This window comes from Desulfallas sp. Bu1-1 (assembly GCF_015594625.1).
In the GTDB taxonomy this organism is placed as follows: domain Bacteria; phylum Bacillota; class Desulfotomaculia; order Desulfotomaculales; family Desulfallaceae; genus JADNRQ01.
Window position 1 is genome coordinate 90,431 of record NZ_JADNRQ010000004.1, and the last position, 16,191, is coordinate 106,621.

Genomic DNA, 16,191 nt, shown 5'->3' on the forward strand with positions numbered 1-16,191 from the left:
AAGCCGGCTTTGTGCACATTTATCGTTATTGTGGCTTATTGACTGAAGTTGCTGTTCTGGTCGTCCAACCCAAGCTCGGCCAGCTTTTCCCGGGTGGGGTGCCCGGTCTGCGGGTCCCAGCCCCGGGCGCGGTAATATTCCGCCAGAGTTTCTTTTACCTTGACCCGGTCGAGCTTGCGCCCGGCGGCCGGGCCGGCGCCCACGGGCTCCTCGTAAAACCGGGCGGGGTAATCGCTGTCCTCCGGTTTTTCGCCGTGCTTGATGTTGAACAGCTTCTGCAGGTTCCATGCCCTTTCCCCGGCCTGGATGGTTTCCTCCGGGGTGATGTCGATGCCCGTAAGGGAGGAATACAGCCCGGCGATCAGGGTGGGGCCTACGGTGTGCAGCACCGGGGGCCTGATGCACATCCCCGTGGCGTTGTAAAGTGAAATTAAATCTTCCGACCACTTGCTCATTTTGGGGATGTCCGTATCCTTGGTTTCCGGGTCAAAAATTTCCTGTTTTAATTGTTCAGGCATATCCAGGTTGCGGTACATGGCCTCGGGGAAGGCGAACTTTTCGGTGCGGTAAGGCACGGAATTTTCATTGTAACGTAAATTTTCCACCGGATTGCGGGTGCGCAGGTGGTCGCCCCCCCGGATGTTGGTGATATAACCCAGGGTCCAGGTGGACCAGCGGCCCCGCGGGTCCATCAAGAAGCACTCCAGCCCTTTTACGTGGATGGCCTTTTTATCGCTGCCCGTCATGCGGGCGGCCGCCCGGGGGGTACCCTCGGCCAGGGCGTCGCCGGCGCCGCGCCGGTGGGCGATGTCTTCCAGGAGCCGAAAGGTGGCGTTTTCGTCGCCCCAGGGCAGCGGGTAACCCAGGTCGCTTTCGCTTAATTCACCTTTCTGGTACAACTCCATGGCCATGGCCACGGCGGCCGCGGCGGACACCATGTCCAGCCCCAGGCGCTGGCATATCTCCGTGATTTTAGCGATGGCGGGCAGGTTGTCGATATCGCACCCGGCGCCGAACCCGATCACCGGTGTTACTTCCATGTCCTTCATCTTCAGGCCGCTGTACGGGCCTTCCTTTACCACAACCCAGTGGGCGCAGGCAATGGGGCAGGCGATGCAGGCCACCCCGCGGTTGCTGTACCGGGGCACCAGCTTGCGGCTGCGGGTTTCTACCCAGCCGTCGATGACTCCGGTTTGGAAGTTCCGGCCCGGTAGGATCCCGAATTCCTGGTAGGGCAGGGTAACCAGCATGGTGCCGAACCGCTCGAAGGGTCCGTAAAAAGGTGAGCTATAGATGGCCCGGCGGGTGGCGGTAACAGTTTCCCTGAATTCCTTGATGCGCGCCACCGCGATTGACCCGGTGCCCCTGACGGCAATTGCTTTCAGGTTCTTGGAGCCCATCACGGCGCCCAGGCCGGTACGCGCCCAGGCATCGTAAGGGCCGTTTTCAATGCTGGCGAAGCGAACCAAGTTTTCACCGGCCGGTCCGATGGCGGCCACCTGGATCTCCGGGTCGCCCAGTTCCCGGCGCAGGGTGACAATGGTATTCCAGGCGTCCTTGCCCCAAAGATGGGCGGCGGAAATAATCTTTACCGCATCGTTATGAATAAATATGGTCACGGGCCGGGAAGCTCTGCCCCGGATGATGATACCGTCGTAACCCGCAAATTTTAACTCGCTGCCCCAAAAGTTGCCGGAATTGGCGGTGCCGAAAAGCCCGGTGGCCGGGGATTTGGCTGAAACCTCGGACCGGCTGGCGGTGGGGATGTTGGTGCCCACCAGCACTCCCACGTTGAAAGCCAGAATATTTTCGGGTCCCAGCGGGTCGGCGCCAACCGGGATTTCGTCGTATAAAACCCTGGCGTTGAAGCCGGCGCCGGAAAGGTAACGACGCCGGTAATTATCATCATGCACGACGGTCCCGATTTTACCCGTGGTCAAGTCGATATCCAGGATTTTGCCTGCATAGCCATAGCTTTTTGTCACTGAGCGCTCACCTGCCCTTCCGCGGCGGGTGCATCATCGCCGGGGATTTCAAGTAATTGCAACGCTCCCGACGGGCAAACCCGGGCGCATTGCCCGCAGCGGGTGCAGGTTGAGGAAAACCGCAGTTCAAATATACCGGCAAAGTCATCCCGGTAAATACGAATATTAGACTGTCCCGGATCAAAAACGCCCCGGTGCACCAGCGAACAGGTAAGGGCGCAGGTACTGCAACCGATGCACTTTTGCGGCCTGATAGCCAGTTCCTTGGCCATAATCATATCACCGACTTTATATTGAAATTTTGTTAATTAAATATTCAATATTTTTTCACGAAATACCTTCCATGCAGGAAAAAAAAGAGGATATTTGCTTACATTTATTGAATTTTTTGCAGTATTAATTAAAAATCGCTTTCCTGTTGCGCTTTATAAAATAATCTATTAGGATGAAAGATATGTCGAAAAAGGAAATGAAGGGAGAATTTTAAACTTGAGGTTGCCGCAAATAAGCATTGGTAATTTATTGCCCAGGTTTCCCATTATCCAGGGCGGCATGGCTTTGCGGGTGTCCACTGCGCCGCTGGCCGCCGCCGTGGCGGACGCCGGGGGGATCGGGGTTATCGGGGCCACCGGGATGGAACCGGACGAGTTGCGGGTGGAAATAAATAAGGCGCGCGGCCTTTCGAACGGCATTATCGGGGTTAACATAATGTTTGCCATTCGTAATTTTGCCACCATGGTGCGTACGGCGCTGGAAGAAAAGGTCGACGTTATCTTTTCCGGGGCGGGTTTTTCCAGGGATATTTTCGGTTGGGCGCGCGAGGCAGGGGTTCCCGTGGTGTCCATTGTCTCTTCGGGTAAGCTTGCCGCCATCGCGGAAAAATACGGCGCGGCTGCGGTAGTGGCCGAGGGGGCCGAGGCCGGGGGACACTTGGGCACCCACCGGTCAATTTGTGAGATCCTGCCGGAAATCAAGAAAATGGTGAAAATACCCGTTATCGCCGCCGGGGGTATTGTTGACGGGTTCGGGGTTGCCCGGATGCTCAAGCTTGGCGCCGACGGCGTGCAAATGGCCACCCGGTTTGTGCTCAGCCAGGAATGCGCTGTTTCCCGGGCCTTTAAAGAGATGTACCTCAGGGCCAGGCCCGAAGACGTGGTGGTGGTGGAAAGTCCCGTGGGCATGCCCGGGCGAGCCCTGCGCAACCGGTTTGTGGAAAAAATACAGCGGGGCGGCCAGCCGGAGCCGGAAAAATGCCGCGGTTGCCTGAAATCTTGCTCCAAGAAGTATTGCATTATGGATGCCCTGGAAAATTCGCGTACCGGGCGCGTTGACGAGGGTCTGGTTTTCTGCGGGCAAAATGTATTTAAAATCAAGGAGGTCCTGCCTGTCAAGGAGATATTCCGGCGCATTGTGGCCGAAGTGGAATCGGTGGAATAGACCGATCCGGTTATTATTCGGGTTAAGGAGGTTCTTTAATGTCTGATCAAAATTTATATGCTTTTGGGGAAATCAAGCCGGTTTTGCATGAAACCGTTTTTGTGGCGCCCGGTGCCCGGATCATTGGGCGGGTCGAGATAGGCGCTCACAGCAGCGTTTGGTATAATGTAGTGATCCGCGGCGATGTTGATGATGTAAAAATCGGCAGTGGCACCAATATTCAGGATGGCTCGGTGCTGCATGAGGACGGCGGCTTTCCTTTGGTCATCGGTGACAATGTGACGGTGGGGCACGGTGCGATACTGCACGGTTGTCACGTGGGTGACGGGGCTGTAATCGGGATGGGTGCCATAGTCATGTCCGGGGCAAAAATCGGCGCCAACACTGTGGTGGGCGCCGGGTCGCTGGTGCCGCAGGGCAAGGAAATTCCGCCCAATTGCCTGGTCATGGGGTCCCCGGCCAAAGTGGTGCGGGAGCTGACACCGGAAGAAATTGAAAATTTCGGCCGCATGGCAAGCCATTATCGCAAACGGGCCGCGTTCTGCCTGGGCGGGGGGGAGAACCCGGACTTTTAGATTTTCGAGCCGGGCACCGTGTTTTAATGGGAGGAAGTATAATCCACTTGGACCATTGTTGTATTTTATGTTAAAATATACTGCGTCTTTTTGATTTTATGTTATTATAATAACTGGTTATATATAAATAATGTTTAAGGTAATTCCGGAGGGAATACGATGTACGGAAATCCGGTCGGATTCGGGACAGGTTCCGTTTTAAAAACGTGGCTTGACTCTGCGAAAAACTATATTGAAGTGACCAAGCCAAGGTCGGTGTTCCTGTTGGTGTTCACCGCACTGGTCACCATGTTTATCGCGGCCGCCGAATATGGAATGTCTACGACCGTGTTGATCAAATCATTGCTGGCCATTACCCTGGCTTGTTCCGGAGTTAATGCGGTCAGTTGCTACGTGGACCGGGACATTGACGCCATTATGGAAAGGACAAGGCATCGCCCCATTCCTTCCGGCAGGATAGCGCCGCCGGTGAAAGCGCTGGTGTGGGGACTGGCTCAATTTTTTGCGGCCCTGGGAATAGCGGCAACCCTCAACATAGCTTCGTTTTTGTGCATATTCCTCGGCATGCTGGGATATGTGGGCATTTACAGCCTGTTGTTCAAACGGAAGACCGCCTGGAATATTATTCTGGGGGGGTTCAGCGGCGGTTTGCCGGCGCTGTTCGGCTGGACGGCGGTCACCGGCGGGGTGGAAGTATTGCCGCTACTGATTTTTTTACTGGTGGTGCTCTGGATACCCAATCATATTTGGAACCTGGCCATATTCTATAAGGACGATTACCGCAACGTGGGCGTGCCCATGTTGCCGGTGGTCTGTGACACGCGTAAAACGCTGTTATACATTTTGATGACCGTGCTGGCCATGTTCGCCCTTTCCATCGGCATTTACTTTACCGGTGTGATGGGCGGTTTGTACCTGGCTACAGCCATTATCTGCGGCGTCGCCGTTACGGCGGGAAACGTGTATCTGCTATTTGCCCCTGATCGGAACAAGGCGTGGTTTTTATATAAATTATCCAGCCCCTATCTGTTTTTACTGTTTTTAGCCATGATGATCGATCTCAAGGTATGACTTGCTAAAAAATTTAAACAATTATAAAATAGGTATTAGTAGATTATTAACATATTAACTAATTGGTTTTATTTGTCATGAAAGAGGTGTTCAAATATGAATAACAATAATTTCAATTTTGACATATCGGAGTTCACCTCTGGCAATACCGGTATCCTCAGGGCTGACCCGGTGCTGGACGATACCGAAAAAATGTTGATCAGGCAAGCCGGGTCCACGGTTCATTACCCCAAGGGCCATGTCATTTTTGCCGCCGGGGATATCTCCGACCGGGTGTATCTGATTGAGAGCGGCTGGGTCAAGATTTACAGGCTTTCAGCCGACGGCAGGAGAGTTACCGTGGGCAGTATCCGTAGCCCGGGTGAAATGATGGGCCTGGCGGAAACCATTTTAGGTGTTGAGCGAACCTGTTTTGCCGGCGCCATCAATAACGTGACCATGGTGGTAATGACTAAGAGCAATTTCGAGGAATTAATGGCCCAGCACCCGTTTCTGGCCATTAAGGTGGCCAAACTGCTGGGCGCCAGGATGCGTGAGGCCGAAGCCATCATTCATGAAATGGTTTGCTGGCAGGCGCCGGGCAGGCTGGCTCTAATGCTTATGAAAATGGGCGAACGGATGGGTGAGCACACCAAGGGTGGCATTAAAATTAACCTGCAGTTGACCCACGAGGAAATAGCCAACATGGTGGGAACTTCACGCCAGACGGTGACTTCACTGCTCAACACGTTTAAGCAGGAAAAAAGCATTGTGTACGAGGGCAGGACGATCAGGATCGTTAACCCTGACAAACTGGCCAAATGGGTGGTATAAAAGGACCGGCGAACTTGCCGGTCTTTGTATTTTATCGGACATTGATGCTGTCGCTTGCCGGACTGCCGGGTGCGGGATATTAGTTTAAAATAGCTTAATGTTAATGTAATGGACAATAGCCCGAAAGGGAGGAATTTTATTGACTCCGCATGATCCAGTTATTTTGGAAAATTATGAAAGGGAAATTATCCGGCAGGCCGGTGTGACCAGGCACTATGCACAGGGGGAATATATATTTTGCAGTGGTGACCCGGCGGACCGGGTCTACTTGATTGAAAGCGGCTGGGTCAAGATTTTTCGCATTGCCGGGGACGGCAAATATATAACGGTCGGGTCCATCCGCAAGCCGGGCGAACTGATGGGATTGGCCGAAGTATTGCATGGCACGGCCCGGACCTGTTATGCCGGGGCAATAACCGGTGTGAAGCTGGTGATGGTTTACCGGGAGAAGTTTACGGAGATGCTGGAAGGCGAACCGTACCTGGCCATCAAGATAGCCAAGTTATTAGCCCTGCGCATGCGGGACGCCGAAGCGGGTGTGCATGAAATCGTCTGCCGGCAGGTTTCGGGGCGCCTGGCCCGCCTGCTGTTAAAGATTGGAGAGAGCTGCGGCTGCCAGGCGGACGGCGGGATAACAATCAAACCCCGCTTTACCCATGAAGACCTGGCCGCCATGATCGGGGCGACCAGGCAAACGGTAACCTCGGTGCTCAGCGCCATGCGGGAGGAACGCTGCATCGAGATCGATGGAGGGTATATTAAAATACTGGACCGGGTGCGGTTGGAGCGATATATTTCATAAACTTATCCATGAATCAAGAAAAGGTGTCATGCAGATGACACCTTTTTGTCGTGGAGACGACTTTTTTTTGTCAAGCTGGAGACATAAAAGCTGTCAATTATTTGCTAATCTTATGTTAAGAATTATGATTCGTGATTGTTAAAAACGGGTTTTACCAGCCGGCGACAAGATATGTTTTTTAACTCAGTTTCCCGGGTAAAACCAATAACTCTTCCGGGAGGTGATAGATAGCGGACCAGCTGTTTAGCGCTTCAATGAGCATACTTTATTGTTAATTACGGGCGGAAAGCAGGTGATGTAAATGAGCGGTTTTAAAACGATGCTTGACCGGTGGTTTCACCCGAATCGTGAAAAACAGGAGCAGTTGCAAAACAGGATCCAGGAACTGCAGGAATTATCCAAAATAGCGCTGGAAATTGGCAATCATCAAATTTATAGAAACTTGCAAACCGAGTCAAACGAGTTGTTGATGAAATACCTCACCTATGTGTTTTTTGACGGTTTGCGCTTTTTGGTGCCGCATTTATTTATCCTGGCCATTATAACTTCCCGGATCAGGTTCATTTACTTACCTGTCAGTATACCCGTACTGGGCAATGAAGTTGCCGTGGTTCTGGTGTATCCTGTGCTGGTAATGTTGCTCCATATTTTATATAAGCGTTACAAAAAGAGGACGATGCGGTACTCTGATTGTCTGAATTAAGGAGGTAAAGTGTATGGAATTTTCAGTTGCGGGAGTAACGGTTAATCCAATTTTGCTGATTTTGTGGTCGTTATTTGTAGGTTATGTATTTTCCACGGTTGGCGCCGCCGGCGGCATTCTGGCCGGTGTGGGTCACATTACCATTTTCGGCCTGAAAAATGCTAACATAGTTAAGCCTATGAACCAGGTATTGACGCTGATCAGCCCGATTATTTCTTCCCCTCTTTACTTCAAGGAGCGCCGCCTGGTGGTGCCCGCGGCCATCGCCCTGGGCCTGGGCGGCATTGTGGGCGCTCTGATTGGTTCGTATCTTTCTCACACTTACCTGCCCGACATGAAAAGCTACAAGCCGTTTTTTGGAGTCATCACGCTGTTTATCGCGGTGAAAATCTGGACCGAAATGCTGCCCGGCGCGCAGGCCAAGCAGCAGTCCGTAAAAAAGGCGAACAAGGCCTTTGAAGACAAGGTTAAAGAGCTGAAAGCCGCCGGTAAAATGAATGAACTCAAGGAAATCGGCGTCAAGTTCAGTGAAATCGGCATCAACAACACCTTTACCTTTGCCGGTGAAACTTTCAAGTATAACGCCATATCACCGTTCATGGCAGGTCTGGTCGTGGCCATCATTTCAGCGGCGCTGGGTGTTGGCGGCGGTTTCCTGCTGGTGCCTTATTTGAGCAGCATGCTCGGTTTCCCCATGTTTATCGTGGCCGGCACCTCCGTGCTTTCCATCCTGGTTTCCTCGGCCACCAGTATTGCCAACTACGTCCGCATGGGCAGCAACCTGGACTTTGCCATGCTGGGCTTTGAGGTTATCGGCGTGATTATTGGTTCCTACCTCGGCCCCGTGCTGTCCAAGTATATCAAGGGCCAGTACCTGAAAGTCTTCCTGGCCGTGGTGCTTACTTACATCGGCTTGGGCTACATCCTGGCCGCCTTTGGAATTAAAATTATCTAACTAAAATCAATCCGTTTCATCATAAGAAAGCCTGGTCACCCGGGTGAAGTCCCCCTTGCGGATTTCCTCCCGGGTGGCTTTTTGTTGTAAAATATCTTCCGAACCCGGGGCTACTTTCGGTTTGCGGTTCCCGTTCCGCTTTTCCTTCATATACGGCTTCCTCCTTGTGCCGGGAAAGTATTTTACATACAAATGACGAGTTTTGCAAATTTTTGAAGAGCTTCAGTCCGCTGAAAACATTTTACGCAATGGATGCGGGTTTTATACTTAACGGTGCGAAATTAACGATTTTGAACAATGTAGGGCATTTTCCCTTTACAGATTATCTAAGAATAGATAAACTCTTTTATTGGGGACCTGGATATCATATGGGGTTTTGGGTGTCGTTGTTGGACCGCTATTGGAGTTAATTCAATGAAATAACCGGCGTGGAGTTTTCGGCTGGAGGGATTCAGTTTGGTACAAAAAATATTGCTGGCCGTTGACGGGTCGGAAAACGCGCTCCGGGCAGCCGGGTTTGCCCTGGATTTGGTGAAAAGCATACCGGGAGCCCGGTGTACGGCTATCACCGTGGTTTCCTTCACCAGGGAGGAAGCCCGTTATCTCGGCGTGCCCGATGCCGATTTTTACGCCGCTCTGGAAATGAAAGCCAGCCGGTTGCTGGAGGGCACCGAAGAGTTGTTTGGGCGCGAGGGCGTGGCACTGGACAGGGTCGTGCTCCAGGGGGATGTCGCCCGGAGCATAGCCGGTTATGCCGGTGAGAACCGGTACGACCTGATTGTCATGGGCACGCGGGGGCACGGCAATATAAAAGGAATGCTGCTGGGAAGCGTAAGCTCCAAGGTGATCCAGATTGCGCATTGCCCGGTGGTTACGGTTAAATAACAATTAAAGGGCTTTGGGTGGTTTATAATGCGATATTTCATGGTTGGCCTGGGAGGGGTTTTCGGCGCGCTGGCCCGTTACGGCGCGAGCCTGTTATTGAACGATAAGGGGGTGCTTCCCTGGGGCACGCTGGCCGTAAACCTGGCGGGCTGTTTTCTTTTGGCCTTTTTTTTGACACTGGTCCTTAACAAATTCAGTGGCCATTCTTATATTGTACTTGCCGTTTCCACTGGTTTTATCGGATCATTTACGACATTCTCCACAATCAGCGTGGAGAGCATCTCCCTTACTCAATCATCCGCGCTACTGGGGCCGGCCTACCTGACCTTGACTCTGGCAGGCGGGTACATGTTGACCTGGGCCGGCTACTCCGCCGGGCTGTTAATCCTGGCTACCGGTTGGGGCGAAAGATGGGCCGGGCTTGCCGGGGAGGGAAGGAGAAATGATTGACTTGTTGGCGGTGGGCGCAGGCGGGTTTCTGGGCGCCGCCGGGCGTTATATGGTGGGGAGAGTGGTGACCAGGTTCTGGCGTGGAGATTTTCCCCTGGGCACCTTTATCGTCAATGTGCTGGGCAGCTTTGCCCTGGGGCTGCTGGCGGCCCATCCCTATTTCGCCGCCTCTTTATTCAACGGTAGTGTTCGCATGGCGCTGGGCCTGGGCTTTATGGGGTCTTTCACCACCTTCTCGACGTTCATGTATGAGAGTTTCACACTGGCCAGGCGAAACAGACCTTGGACAGGGGTTTTTTACGTTTTTTCAAGTGTGGCTGTTGGCTTGCTGCTGGCCTGGCTGGCCATTTACCTGCTCTGAAAAATATTACCCGGTACTTGTATTGGGGAACGCATCCAGTCTCCACTCACTCCGGAAATCCGCATCTTATAACCTCAGGGTGGCGGTCAGGCGCCCGGGGTGGAGAAGCAAATCCAGGCCTTCGTTGATATCCTTGACCACCACGTCGGCGTTTTTCAGTGCTTGCACTGAGGTTCCTTCCGGGCCCAGGACCACGATTCCCAGGGCCGCACGGGCCAGCATCAAGCTGTCGTTCGTGCCGTTGCCCACCGTCACCACGTTTTCCGCACCCAAACTTTCCACAAAGGCTTCCTTTTCTTTTGATCCGACCGGCTGGGACAGAATCCGGACGGAACCTTTGATCCCCTTGCATTCACTTTGGCATTTGCCAAAGGTGTCAGCGGTTAAAATATGTACCTCAATGCTCTCACCAAGCAGGTTCAGTTTTTCTTCCACTCCGGGCAGCAGCATGCCGTCTTTGGCCATGGTGCCGTTGTAATCAAGCACGATATGTTTCAGGTTGAGCCGCCCTTTACCGGGGATATCAACAATGATCACCGGGCTTCAAACCTCCTTCACCTGATCTTTACCGCTTAATGCCTTTATCCTCTCGGTCAATAAAATGCATTTTATATAATTATACCAGTTTAACAGTAGCGCAATGAAAAATTTATCATGGTTTTAAGCCGGGAACAATATTGCCCGTCTTGCCAAGATGTGTTAGTATATATGCAACCAACCTATGTGCAGAGTGCACATAGGTTGGTTCAAACCAATGTATCTATTATTTTTACAGTGGTGCTTGAATCCGGGAGGTTAATATGACCGCAGGTAAAATTGAAGATGGTGCCGGCATTTCCCTGGATAAAATGATCCAACCCACATTACTTTTGCTTATTTACAAAAAGCCTTCGCACGGGTACGAATTGATTCAAAATTATAATGCCCTGGACCCAACCGAAATGGTGGAGCCCGGGACTATTTACCGAAATTTAAGGCGCATGGAAAAGGAAGGGTTTGTTTTATCCAAATGGGAAGCGTCGGAGTCCGGACCAGCCAGGAGACAATATGAAATAACCGGGAAGGGTGTGGCAGCCCTGCAAGAAGCTGTACATAAACTGGAGCACCAAAAAAAGCAAATAGAAGATTTTTTGGACCAGTATAAAAAATTGGCGGAAAGGGGGGGGATTTGATGAAAACTGATCCGGATGCGTTAAAGATACTGCACGCCGGCGCTTTACGGAAGCCCATTAAAGAATGCATTCACATCCTTTGGGAAAAATACCCGGGACTGAAAGTCGAACTGGATTACGCCGGTTCCCGCGCCTGCGCCAGGGCCGTGGCGGAAGGCAAAGTGGTGGATGTAATCGCTCTGGCGGATTACAAGGTTTTCAATGATATTTTAATCCCCAAGTTCGTGGATACCTCCTTTGTTTTTGCCACTGACCAAATGGTTTTGGCCTTTGATGAATTTTCCACGGATAGTCATAAAATTAATGAACAAAACTGGATGGACGTTTTGCTGGGTAATAACAGCATCAAATACGCGCGCTCCGATCACCGCCTGGACCCATGCGGTTACCGGACACTGATGTTGTGGCAGCTGGCGGAGGATTATTACCGGCGGCCGGGTTTGTATAATTTACTGGAAAACAACTGGAGCAACCTGTATCCCAAATCCCTGGATTTAGCCGTTGCTTTAATGGAAGGGAAAATTGACTACGGCTTCGAGTACCTGTCCGTGGCCAAACAAATGAACTTGCAATATATCCTGTTTCCCCCGGAAATAAATTTAAGCGACCCCCGTTTCGCCGGTTTTTACGCCCGGGCAAAAGTGATTATCGAGGGGAATTATCCCGGCCTGGAAACAGAAATTACCGGGGCGCCCATTGAATTTGCCGTGGCCATACCGAAAAATTCCAACCAAAAGGAATTGGCCCAGGAGTTTATCGATATCCTTACCGGTCCCCGGGGGGAAGAGATTCTGGAACAAAACGGTCTAATCCCTTGTTAAGGCGGGCGAGCCGGCGCGAGATGAAAAGGGGTGAATAGCATTGTATTTTCCGGTTTCGGGAGTGGAAGTGAACCCTATCATTCCTCCACTGGTGGCTTTTATTGTATCCTCAATTACCGCATCAGCCGGGGTTTCCGGCGCGTTTTTGCTCCTGCCCTTTCAGGTGAGCGTGTTGCACTATACCAGCCCTTCGGTTAGCCCGACCAACTTGATTTACAATATCGTGGCCATTCCGGGCGGCATCTACCGGTTCATCAAGGAGGGGCGCATGGCCTGGCCGCTGGCATGGGTTGTTATCATCGGAACGCTGCCGGGAGTTTTTTTGGGGTCGTGGGTGCGGCTAGCCTACTTACCCGACCCGAGGTCGTTTAAGCTGTTCATGGGCGGCGTATTGCTGTATCTCGGGCTTAAACTGGTCACCGAGCTTACCGGCGGCTCCAAAAACAAAAAGGCCCAGAACAAGGCCTTGGAGCAAAAGTTCAAGGAACGGGTGGCCCAAATCAAGGCCGAAAGCAATAAAAAAGTTGCCGCCGGTTTGCCGGCCGATGCAATCGTAAAAACCAAAAGTTTTACGCTCCGCAGGATTGAGTACGAGTTTTGGGGTGAAACTTATTCCTTCGGCACCATGACTATTTTTACGCTGGCGCTGGTGGTGGGGCTGATTGGGGGAATTTACGGCATCGGCGGGGGCGCCATCATTGCGCCGTTTTGCGTTTCCATTCTGGGGTTGCCGGTATATACGGTGGCCGGAGCGGCCCTGGCCGGCACTTTTCTAACTTCCATCGCCGGAGTGGTATTTTATTCCATCCTGGCTATGACCGCCGTGGGCGCGGCAACCAGCGTGGCGCCGGACTGGGCGCTGGGGGCGCTGTTCGGAGTGGGCGGTCTTTTGGGCACGTACTGTGGCGCGTATATCCAGAAATACCTGAAAGAGAACATTGTCAAGGTCATCATGGCGTCGTTAATTCTATTCTTGGCGTTGCGTTATATTATTCAGTTCTTTATTTAATTATTGATTTAACTACAAAAACACCATAGTGTCAGGCGATCCGGCGGATTTCTGGAGTGAGTGAAGCACTGGATGCGGTCCCTAGCCCGTCATATCCCAAGAGTCATGACCCCTTAGGGCGTGAAGAAGTAGTTAGGCAGTAAGTTGCAAGCGTTAATTACAAGTTTTACCGGCCTCAAGAGTAAAATTGTGAAACGAACGGAAGAAACCGCCGGAGCGCCTGATACAAGTACCGGTTTTTGCAGCGAAATCAATTATTCAATTGAAGCACGGGCACTCCGGCCCGTGCTTTTTCAAGTCCCGGCTATATTACCAGGCGGCTGTTCCTTTATTTTCCCCGCGGCGGCCAGGATTTGCCGGGCCCGGTTGACGATGGGGTACTCCACCATTTTCCCGTCCAACTGAATGACCCCGGTACCTTTGGCTTGCGCTTCTTCAAAAGCGGCCACTATTTTTTGCGCGGCAGCGACTTCTTCTTGGGTGGGGCTGAAAATTTCCAGCACCGGCCCGATTTGGGCCGGGTGAATCACCATTTTGCCCTGGAAACCCATTTTTTTGGCCCGCAGGGCATCCTCCCGCAAGGCGGTCAAATTTTTAATGAAAGGGCAGACGGTATCAAGCGGCGGTTCGATGCCGGCTATCCGGGATGCGGCGATCAGCTTGGCGCGGGCGTAAAAAAGTTCGGTTCCTTCCTCGGAATAAGTGGTCCATGTGTCCGCCGTGTAGTCGTTTCCGCCAAAGGCCAGCCTTTTTACCCGCGGGCAGGCGGCAGCCACTTCGTGGGCGTTTTCGATCCCCCGGACGCTTTCAATAAAGGGAACCAGTTCCAGGGCGCCGCGGGGCATGTTCCGCTCTTCCTCCAGCAGGCCGGTGAGCCAGTCCACCCGGCGCACTTCCTCCGCGGTTTCCGCTTTGGCCAGCATGATTCCGGCTATACCCGGTCGCACCACTGCCTGCAGGTCGGCCAGGATATGGCTGGTGGTGACGCCATTGACCCGGACAAAGGTGGGAGGCAACACCGGGGCACCGATCACCTCGCTGACCAGTCGCCTGGCGCTGTCCTTTTCACCGGCGGCCACCGCGTCCTCCAGGTCGAGAATTACGGCGTCGGCATGCAGGGTATAGGCCTTGTCTATTTTCTTGCGATCGGTACCGGGCGCAAACAACAGGCATCTGAACAGGGCCATGTGGCATTCCTTCCTTTCGGTGATAAAATTTGGTTATTATTATTTTCTACGGGAATGCAGTTATTCCTATGTGTGTCAAGGCCATGTTTCGGGGGCGGGAAAAAAGGATATTTGGCGGGCCGGGTAGAATTTTTCCATATATTGATATGGGAAGGTGGATTTATGTTTCAACTGGAAAGAAAACACCAGCTGGTCCTTTTAATTGTGGTGGCAGTGATCTTGTTCGGGGCCGGTTATAAATATGCCATGTTACGGGGAGCTGCTCCGGCCGGCGGGGAGTCGCTGGTGACCGGCGGAACGGGGCAGGAAAGCGAAGCGGCCGCGCCCCGGGGGAAAGAGGAGTTGAAGGAGATCGTTGTGCATGTGGCCGGGGCGGTGCAAAAACCCGGAGTGTATCGCCTCCCCCCCGGTTCCAGGGTTGTGGATGCGATAAATATGGCGGGCGCTACCGGGGATTCCGCCCTTGATTACTTGAACCTGGCCGCTCCGCTGGAAGACGGAAAGCAGATTGTTGTTTACAGCATGGAAGAAATGAAAAACCAGCAGGCTGCGGGTGCTGTGCCGGGGGGTGCCGTTATGGGTCCGGTGCCCGCTCCGGCCTTGCAGGCTGCGGGAACCAGCAGCGGGGGAGGAACTTTGGGGCTGATCAATATCAACACGGCGGGGCCGGCCGAATTGGAACAACTGCCCGGCATCGGGCCGTCCCTGGCCCAGCGGATTATCGATTACAGGAATCAAAACGGCCCGTTTGTTACGATCGAGGACATCATGAATGTTTCCGGCATCGGCGAAAAAAGATTTGAACAGTTGAAAGGGATGATTTGCGTTAATTGACAGGCAACAACAGGGTTACCAGGTTATCTTTTATCCTGATTTTCACCTCCGGACCGGGCTTTCGGGTGTGAATCAGGGTTTTTTATTTTTGCCGGATTCCAGGTCTTTTGTCATATGAATGACATTCTATTTGTCGCTAGTTTGACATTTTGGGTGTCGCTGTGCTGACATTAAGGCCGTCGAATATCTGATATTTTATCCATAACTAAAAATTATTTATAACATAACTGGGTCTAATCCATTAACCAAAATATTTTTACATATTTAGTTTTTATTATTAAACTTAAGGGGGATCAGAATGCTGTTAAATGTTTACGAGCTGGCGGAAAAGGATCAATTGACCTACGCCGAGATGGCCGATGCGCTGGAGTACCTTTACAAGCTTGATTACCATCCCGTGGCCGTGAAATTCTTCTGGGACGAGGATGAGTACAACAATTTCAAGGCTGAAAAGGTTCCCGGACCCAAAATGACCGTCTGCCAAATCGCTCTGGCTTCCCGGATGAATAATTATATCGTTAAGGCCAACGGGGATAATTTGATGTGCGGTAACGCCAAAACCTGCCTGGGCTTGCGCGCGGCCAGCGACGAGGAAGTTGACGGCCACGTCAAATATACTGCCGACTGGGACTTTGCCAAGGAGTGTTTGCTGGCCAAACCGGTGCTTCCGCTGGGCAAACTCAAGGGTTTCATGACCGCGCCGCTGGCCAAGACCCCGGTTGACCCGGACGTTGTTTTCATGGTCACCAACGCTCTCCAGGCTTACCACATTTTAAACGATTACATTGGAGGCAAGAAAGTTCCTACCTTGCAGTTCAATCACACCGTCAACTCGGCGGTTTGCGGCGGCATGGTTTGGTGCTATAACGAGCAAAAGCCCAATATGAACACCATGTGCGCCGGCAGTTACACCTCGGGTAAGACTGAAAAGGGAGAGCTCAACCTGTTTATTCCCGGCGGGGATATCGGCATTGTAGCCAGGCAGCTGGTTCGCCGCACCGCCAAGTACGGCGGCCCGTCCATGGTGGGTTCACCCGGCCAGGAATGGCCCGGCCTGCATGTATGCAAAAAGTGCCCGATGGTCAAGTTCAAGGATGCCGAGTAAAGAAAAGCTTATGACGTGCTTAATAC

At 52.4% G+C, this 16,191-nt stretch carries 20 protein-coding genes; 15 read left to right on the plus strand and 5 right to left on the minus strand.

All coding sequences use genetic code 11. The annotated features are described in order from the left end of the window. Positions 1-35: 35 nt before the first annotated feature. Together IT084_RS05990 and IT084_RS05995 are read right to left on the minus strand one after the other, a co-directional pair. On the minus strand, positions 36-1,985 hold the full coding sequence (locus IT084_RS05990; RefSeq protein WP_195711946.1) for an aldehyde ferredoxin oxidoreductase family protein: 1,950 nt from the start codon (positions 1,983-1,985) through the stop codon (positions 36-38). Continuing rightward, positions 1,982-2,257, minus strand: a complete 276-nt coding sequence (locus IT084_RS05995; RefSeq protein ID WP_195711947.1) for a 4Fe-4S binding protein — start codon at positions 2,255-2,257, stop codon at positions 1,982-1,984. The genes IT084_RS05990 and IT084_RS05995 overlap by 4 nt, the downstream gene beginning before the upstream one ends. A 217-nt stretch (positions 2,258-2,474) precedes the next feature. Between IT084_RS05995 and IT084_RS06000 the strand changes: the two genes are divergently transcribed. The 7 genes from IT084_RS06000 to IT084_RS06030 all read left to right on the plus strand — a co-directional run bounded on the left by IT084_RS06000 (position 2,475) and on the right by IT084_RS06030 (position 8,341). Next, positions 2,475-3,422 (plus strand): nitronate monooxygenase family protein, encoded by a 948-nt coding sequence (locus IT084_RS06000; RefSeq protein WP_195711948.1) that lies wholly within the window; start codon positions 2,475-2,477, stop codon positions 3,420-3,422. 38 nt (positions 3,423-3,460) lie between these two features. Next, positions 3,461-3,997, plus strand: coding sequence for a gamma carbonic anhydrase family protein (locus tag IT084_RS06005; RefSeq protein WP_195711949.1), 537 nt, complete (start codon positions 3,461-3,463; stop codon positions 3,995-3,997). Positions 3,998-4,156: 159 nt separating this feature from the next. Beyond that, complete coding sequence (cyoE, locus tag IT084_RS06010; RefSeq protein ID WP_195711950.1) at positions 4,157-5,068, plus strand: heme o synthase; 912 nt, start codon at positions 4,157-4,159, stop codon at positions 5,066-5,068. A 192-nt stretch (positions 5,069-5,260) separates the two neighbouring features. After that, complete coding sequence (locus tag IT084_RS06015) at positions 5,261-5,881, plus strand: Crp/Fnr family transcriptional regulator (RefSeq protein ID WP_195712068.1); 621 nt, start codon at positions 5,261-5,263, stop codon at positions 5,879-5,881. A gap of 139 nt (positions 5,882-6,020) precedes the next feature. After that, on the plus strand, positions 6,021-6,683 hold the full coding sequence (locus tag IT084_RS06020; protein WP_195711951.1) for a Crp/Fnr family transcriptional regulator: 663 nt from the start codon (positions 6,021-6,023) through the stop codon (positions 6,681-6,683). A 301-nt stretch (positions 6,684-6,984) separates the two neighbouring features. Further along, complete coding sequence (locus tag IT084_RS06025; protein WP_195711952.1) at positions 6,985-7,386, plus strand: hypothetical protein; 402 nt, start codon at positions 6,985-6,987, stop codon at positions 7,384-7,386. A gap of 13 nt (positions 7,387-7,399) precedes the next feature. Then, positions 7,400-8,341: a sulfite exporter TauE/SafE family protein gene (locus tag IT084_RS06030; RefSeq protein WP_195711953.1), complete on the plus strand. Its 942-nt coding sequence runs from the start codon at positions 7,400-7,402 to the stop codon at positions 8,339-8,341. A gap of 6 nt (positions 8,342-8,347) precedes the next feature. Here the strand turns inward: IT084_RS06030 and IT084_RS06035 are convergent, their stop codons facing one another. Then, positions 8,348-8,491, minus strand: a complete 144-nt coding sequence (locus IT084_RS06035) for a hypothetical protein (RefSeq protein ID WP_195711954.1) — start codon at positions 8,489-8,491, stop codon at positions 8,348-8,350. 306 nt (positions 8,492-8,797) lie between these two features. On the opposite strand from IT084_RS06035, the gene IT084_RS06040 reads away from it, so the two are divergent. The 3 genes from IT084_RS06040 to crcB are packed head-to-tail and all read left to right on the plus strand — an operon-like array spanning position 8,798 to position 10,037. Further along, on the plus strand, positions 8,798-9,226 hold the full coding sequence (locus IT084_RS06040; protein WP_195711955.1) for a universal stress protein: 429 nt from the start codon (positions 8,798-8,800) through the stop codon (positions 9,224-9,226). 27 nt (positions 9,227-9,253) lie between these two features. After that, entirely contained in the window at positions 9,254-9,676 is a 423-nt protein-coding gene (locus IT084_RS06045; protein WP_195711956.1) for a CrcB family protein, read from the plus strand. Beyond that, on the plus strand, positions 9,669-10,037 hold the full coding sequence (gene crcB, locus IT084_RS06050) for a fluoride efflux transporter CrcB (RefSeq protein WP_195711957.1): 369 nt from the start codon (positions 9,669-9,671) through the stop codon (positions 10,035-10,037). Before IT084_RS06045 ends, crcB begins: the two co-directional genes overlap by 8 nt. 66 nt (positions 10,038-10,103) lie before the next feature. Here the strand turns inward: crcB and IT084_RS06055 are convergent, their stop codons facing one another. Beyond that, positions 10,104-10,574, minus strand: a complete 471-nt coding sequence (locus tag IT084_RS06055; RefSeq protein WP_195711958.1) for an HAD family hydrolase — start codon at positions 10,572-10,574, stop codon at positions 10,104-10,106. A 263-nt stretch (positions 10,575-10,837) separates the two neighbouring features. Here IT084_RS06055 and IT084_RS06060 point away from each other — a divergent pair, with 263 nt between their 5' ends. Genes IT084_RS06060 through IT084_RS06070 form a run of 3 tightly spaced genes read left to right on the plus strand, consistent with a single transcriptional unit; the run spans position 10,838 to position 13,039 of the window. After that, positions 10,838-11,209: a PadR family transcriptional regulator gene (locus IT084_RS06060; RefSeq protein ID WP_195711959.1), complete on the plus strand. Its 372-nt coding sequence runs from the start codon at positions 10,838-10,840 to the stop codon at positions 11,207-11,209. Then, positions 11,209-12,030 carry an extracellular solute-binding protein gene (locus tag IT084_RS06065; RefSeq protein WP_195711960.1) on the plus strand — a complete coding sequence of 274 codons (822 nt, stop codon included), beginning with the start codon at positions 11,209-11,211 and terminating at the stop codon, positions 12,028-12,030. Before IT084_RS06060 ends, IT084_RS06065 begins: the two co-directional genes overlap by 1 nt. A gap of 40 nt (positions 12,031-12,070) precedes the next feature. Further along, positions 12,071-13,039 (plus strand): sulfite exporter TauE/SafE family protein, encoded by a 969-nt coding sequence (locus IT084_RS06070; RefSeq protein WP_195711961.1) that lies wholly within the window; start codon positions 12,071-12,073, stop codon positions 13,037-13,039. A gap of 293 nt (positions 13,040-13,332) precedes the next feature. Here IT084_RS06070 and IT084_RS06075 read toward each other — a convergent pair whose 3' ends face one another. Then, entirely contained in the window at positions 13,333-14,226 is an 894-nt protein-coding gene (locus IT084_RS06075; RefSeq protein ID WP_195711962.1) for a CoA ester lyase, read from the minus strand. A gap of 162 nt (positions 14,227-14,388) precedes the next feature. On the opposite strand from IT084_RS06075, the gene IT084_RS06080 reads away from it, so the two are divergent. Then, positions 14,389-15,060, plus strand: a complete 672-nt coding sequence (locus tag IT084_RS06080; protein WP_195711963.1) for a ComEA family DNA-binding protein — start codon at positions 14,389-14,391, stop codon at positions 15,058-15,060. A gap of 298 nt (positions 15,061-15,358) precedes the next feature. Then, positions 15,359-16,165: a DUF169 domain-containing protein gene (locus IT084_RS06085; RefSeq protein ID WP_195711964.1), complete on the plus strand. Its 807-nt coding sequence runs from the start codon at positions 15,359-15,361 to the stop codon at positions 16,163-16,165. The last annotated feature ends 26 nt before the right edge of the window (positions 16,166-16,191 follow it).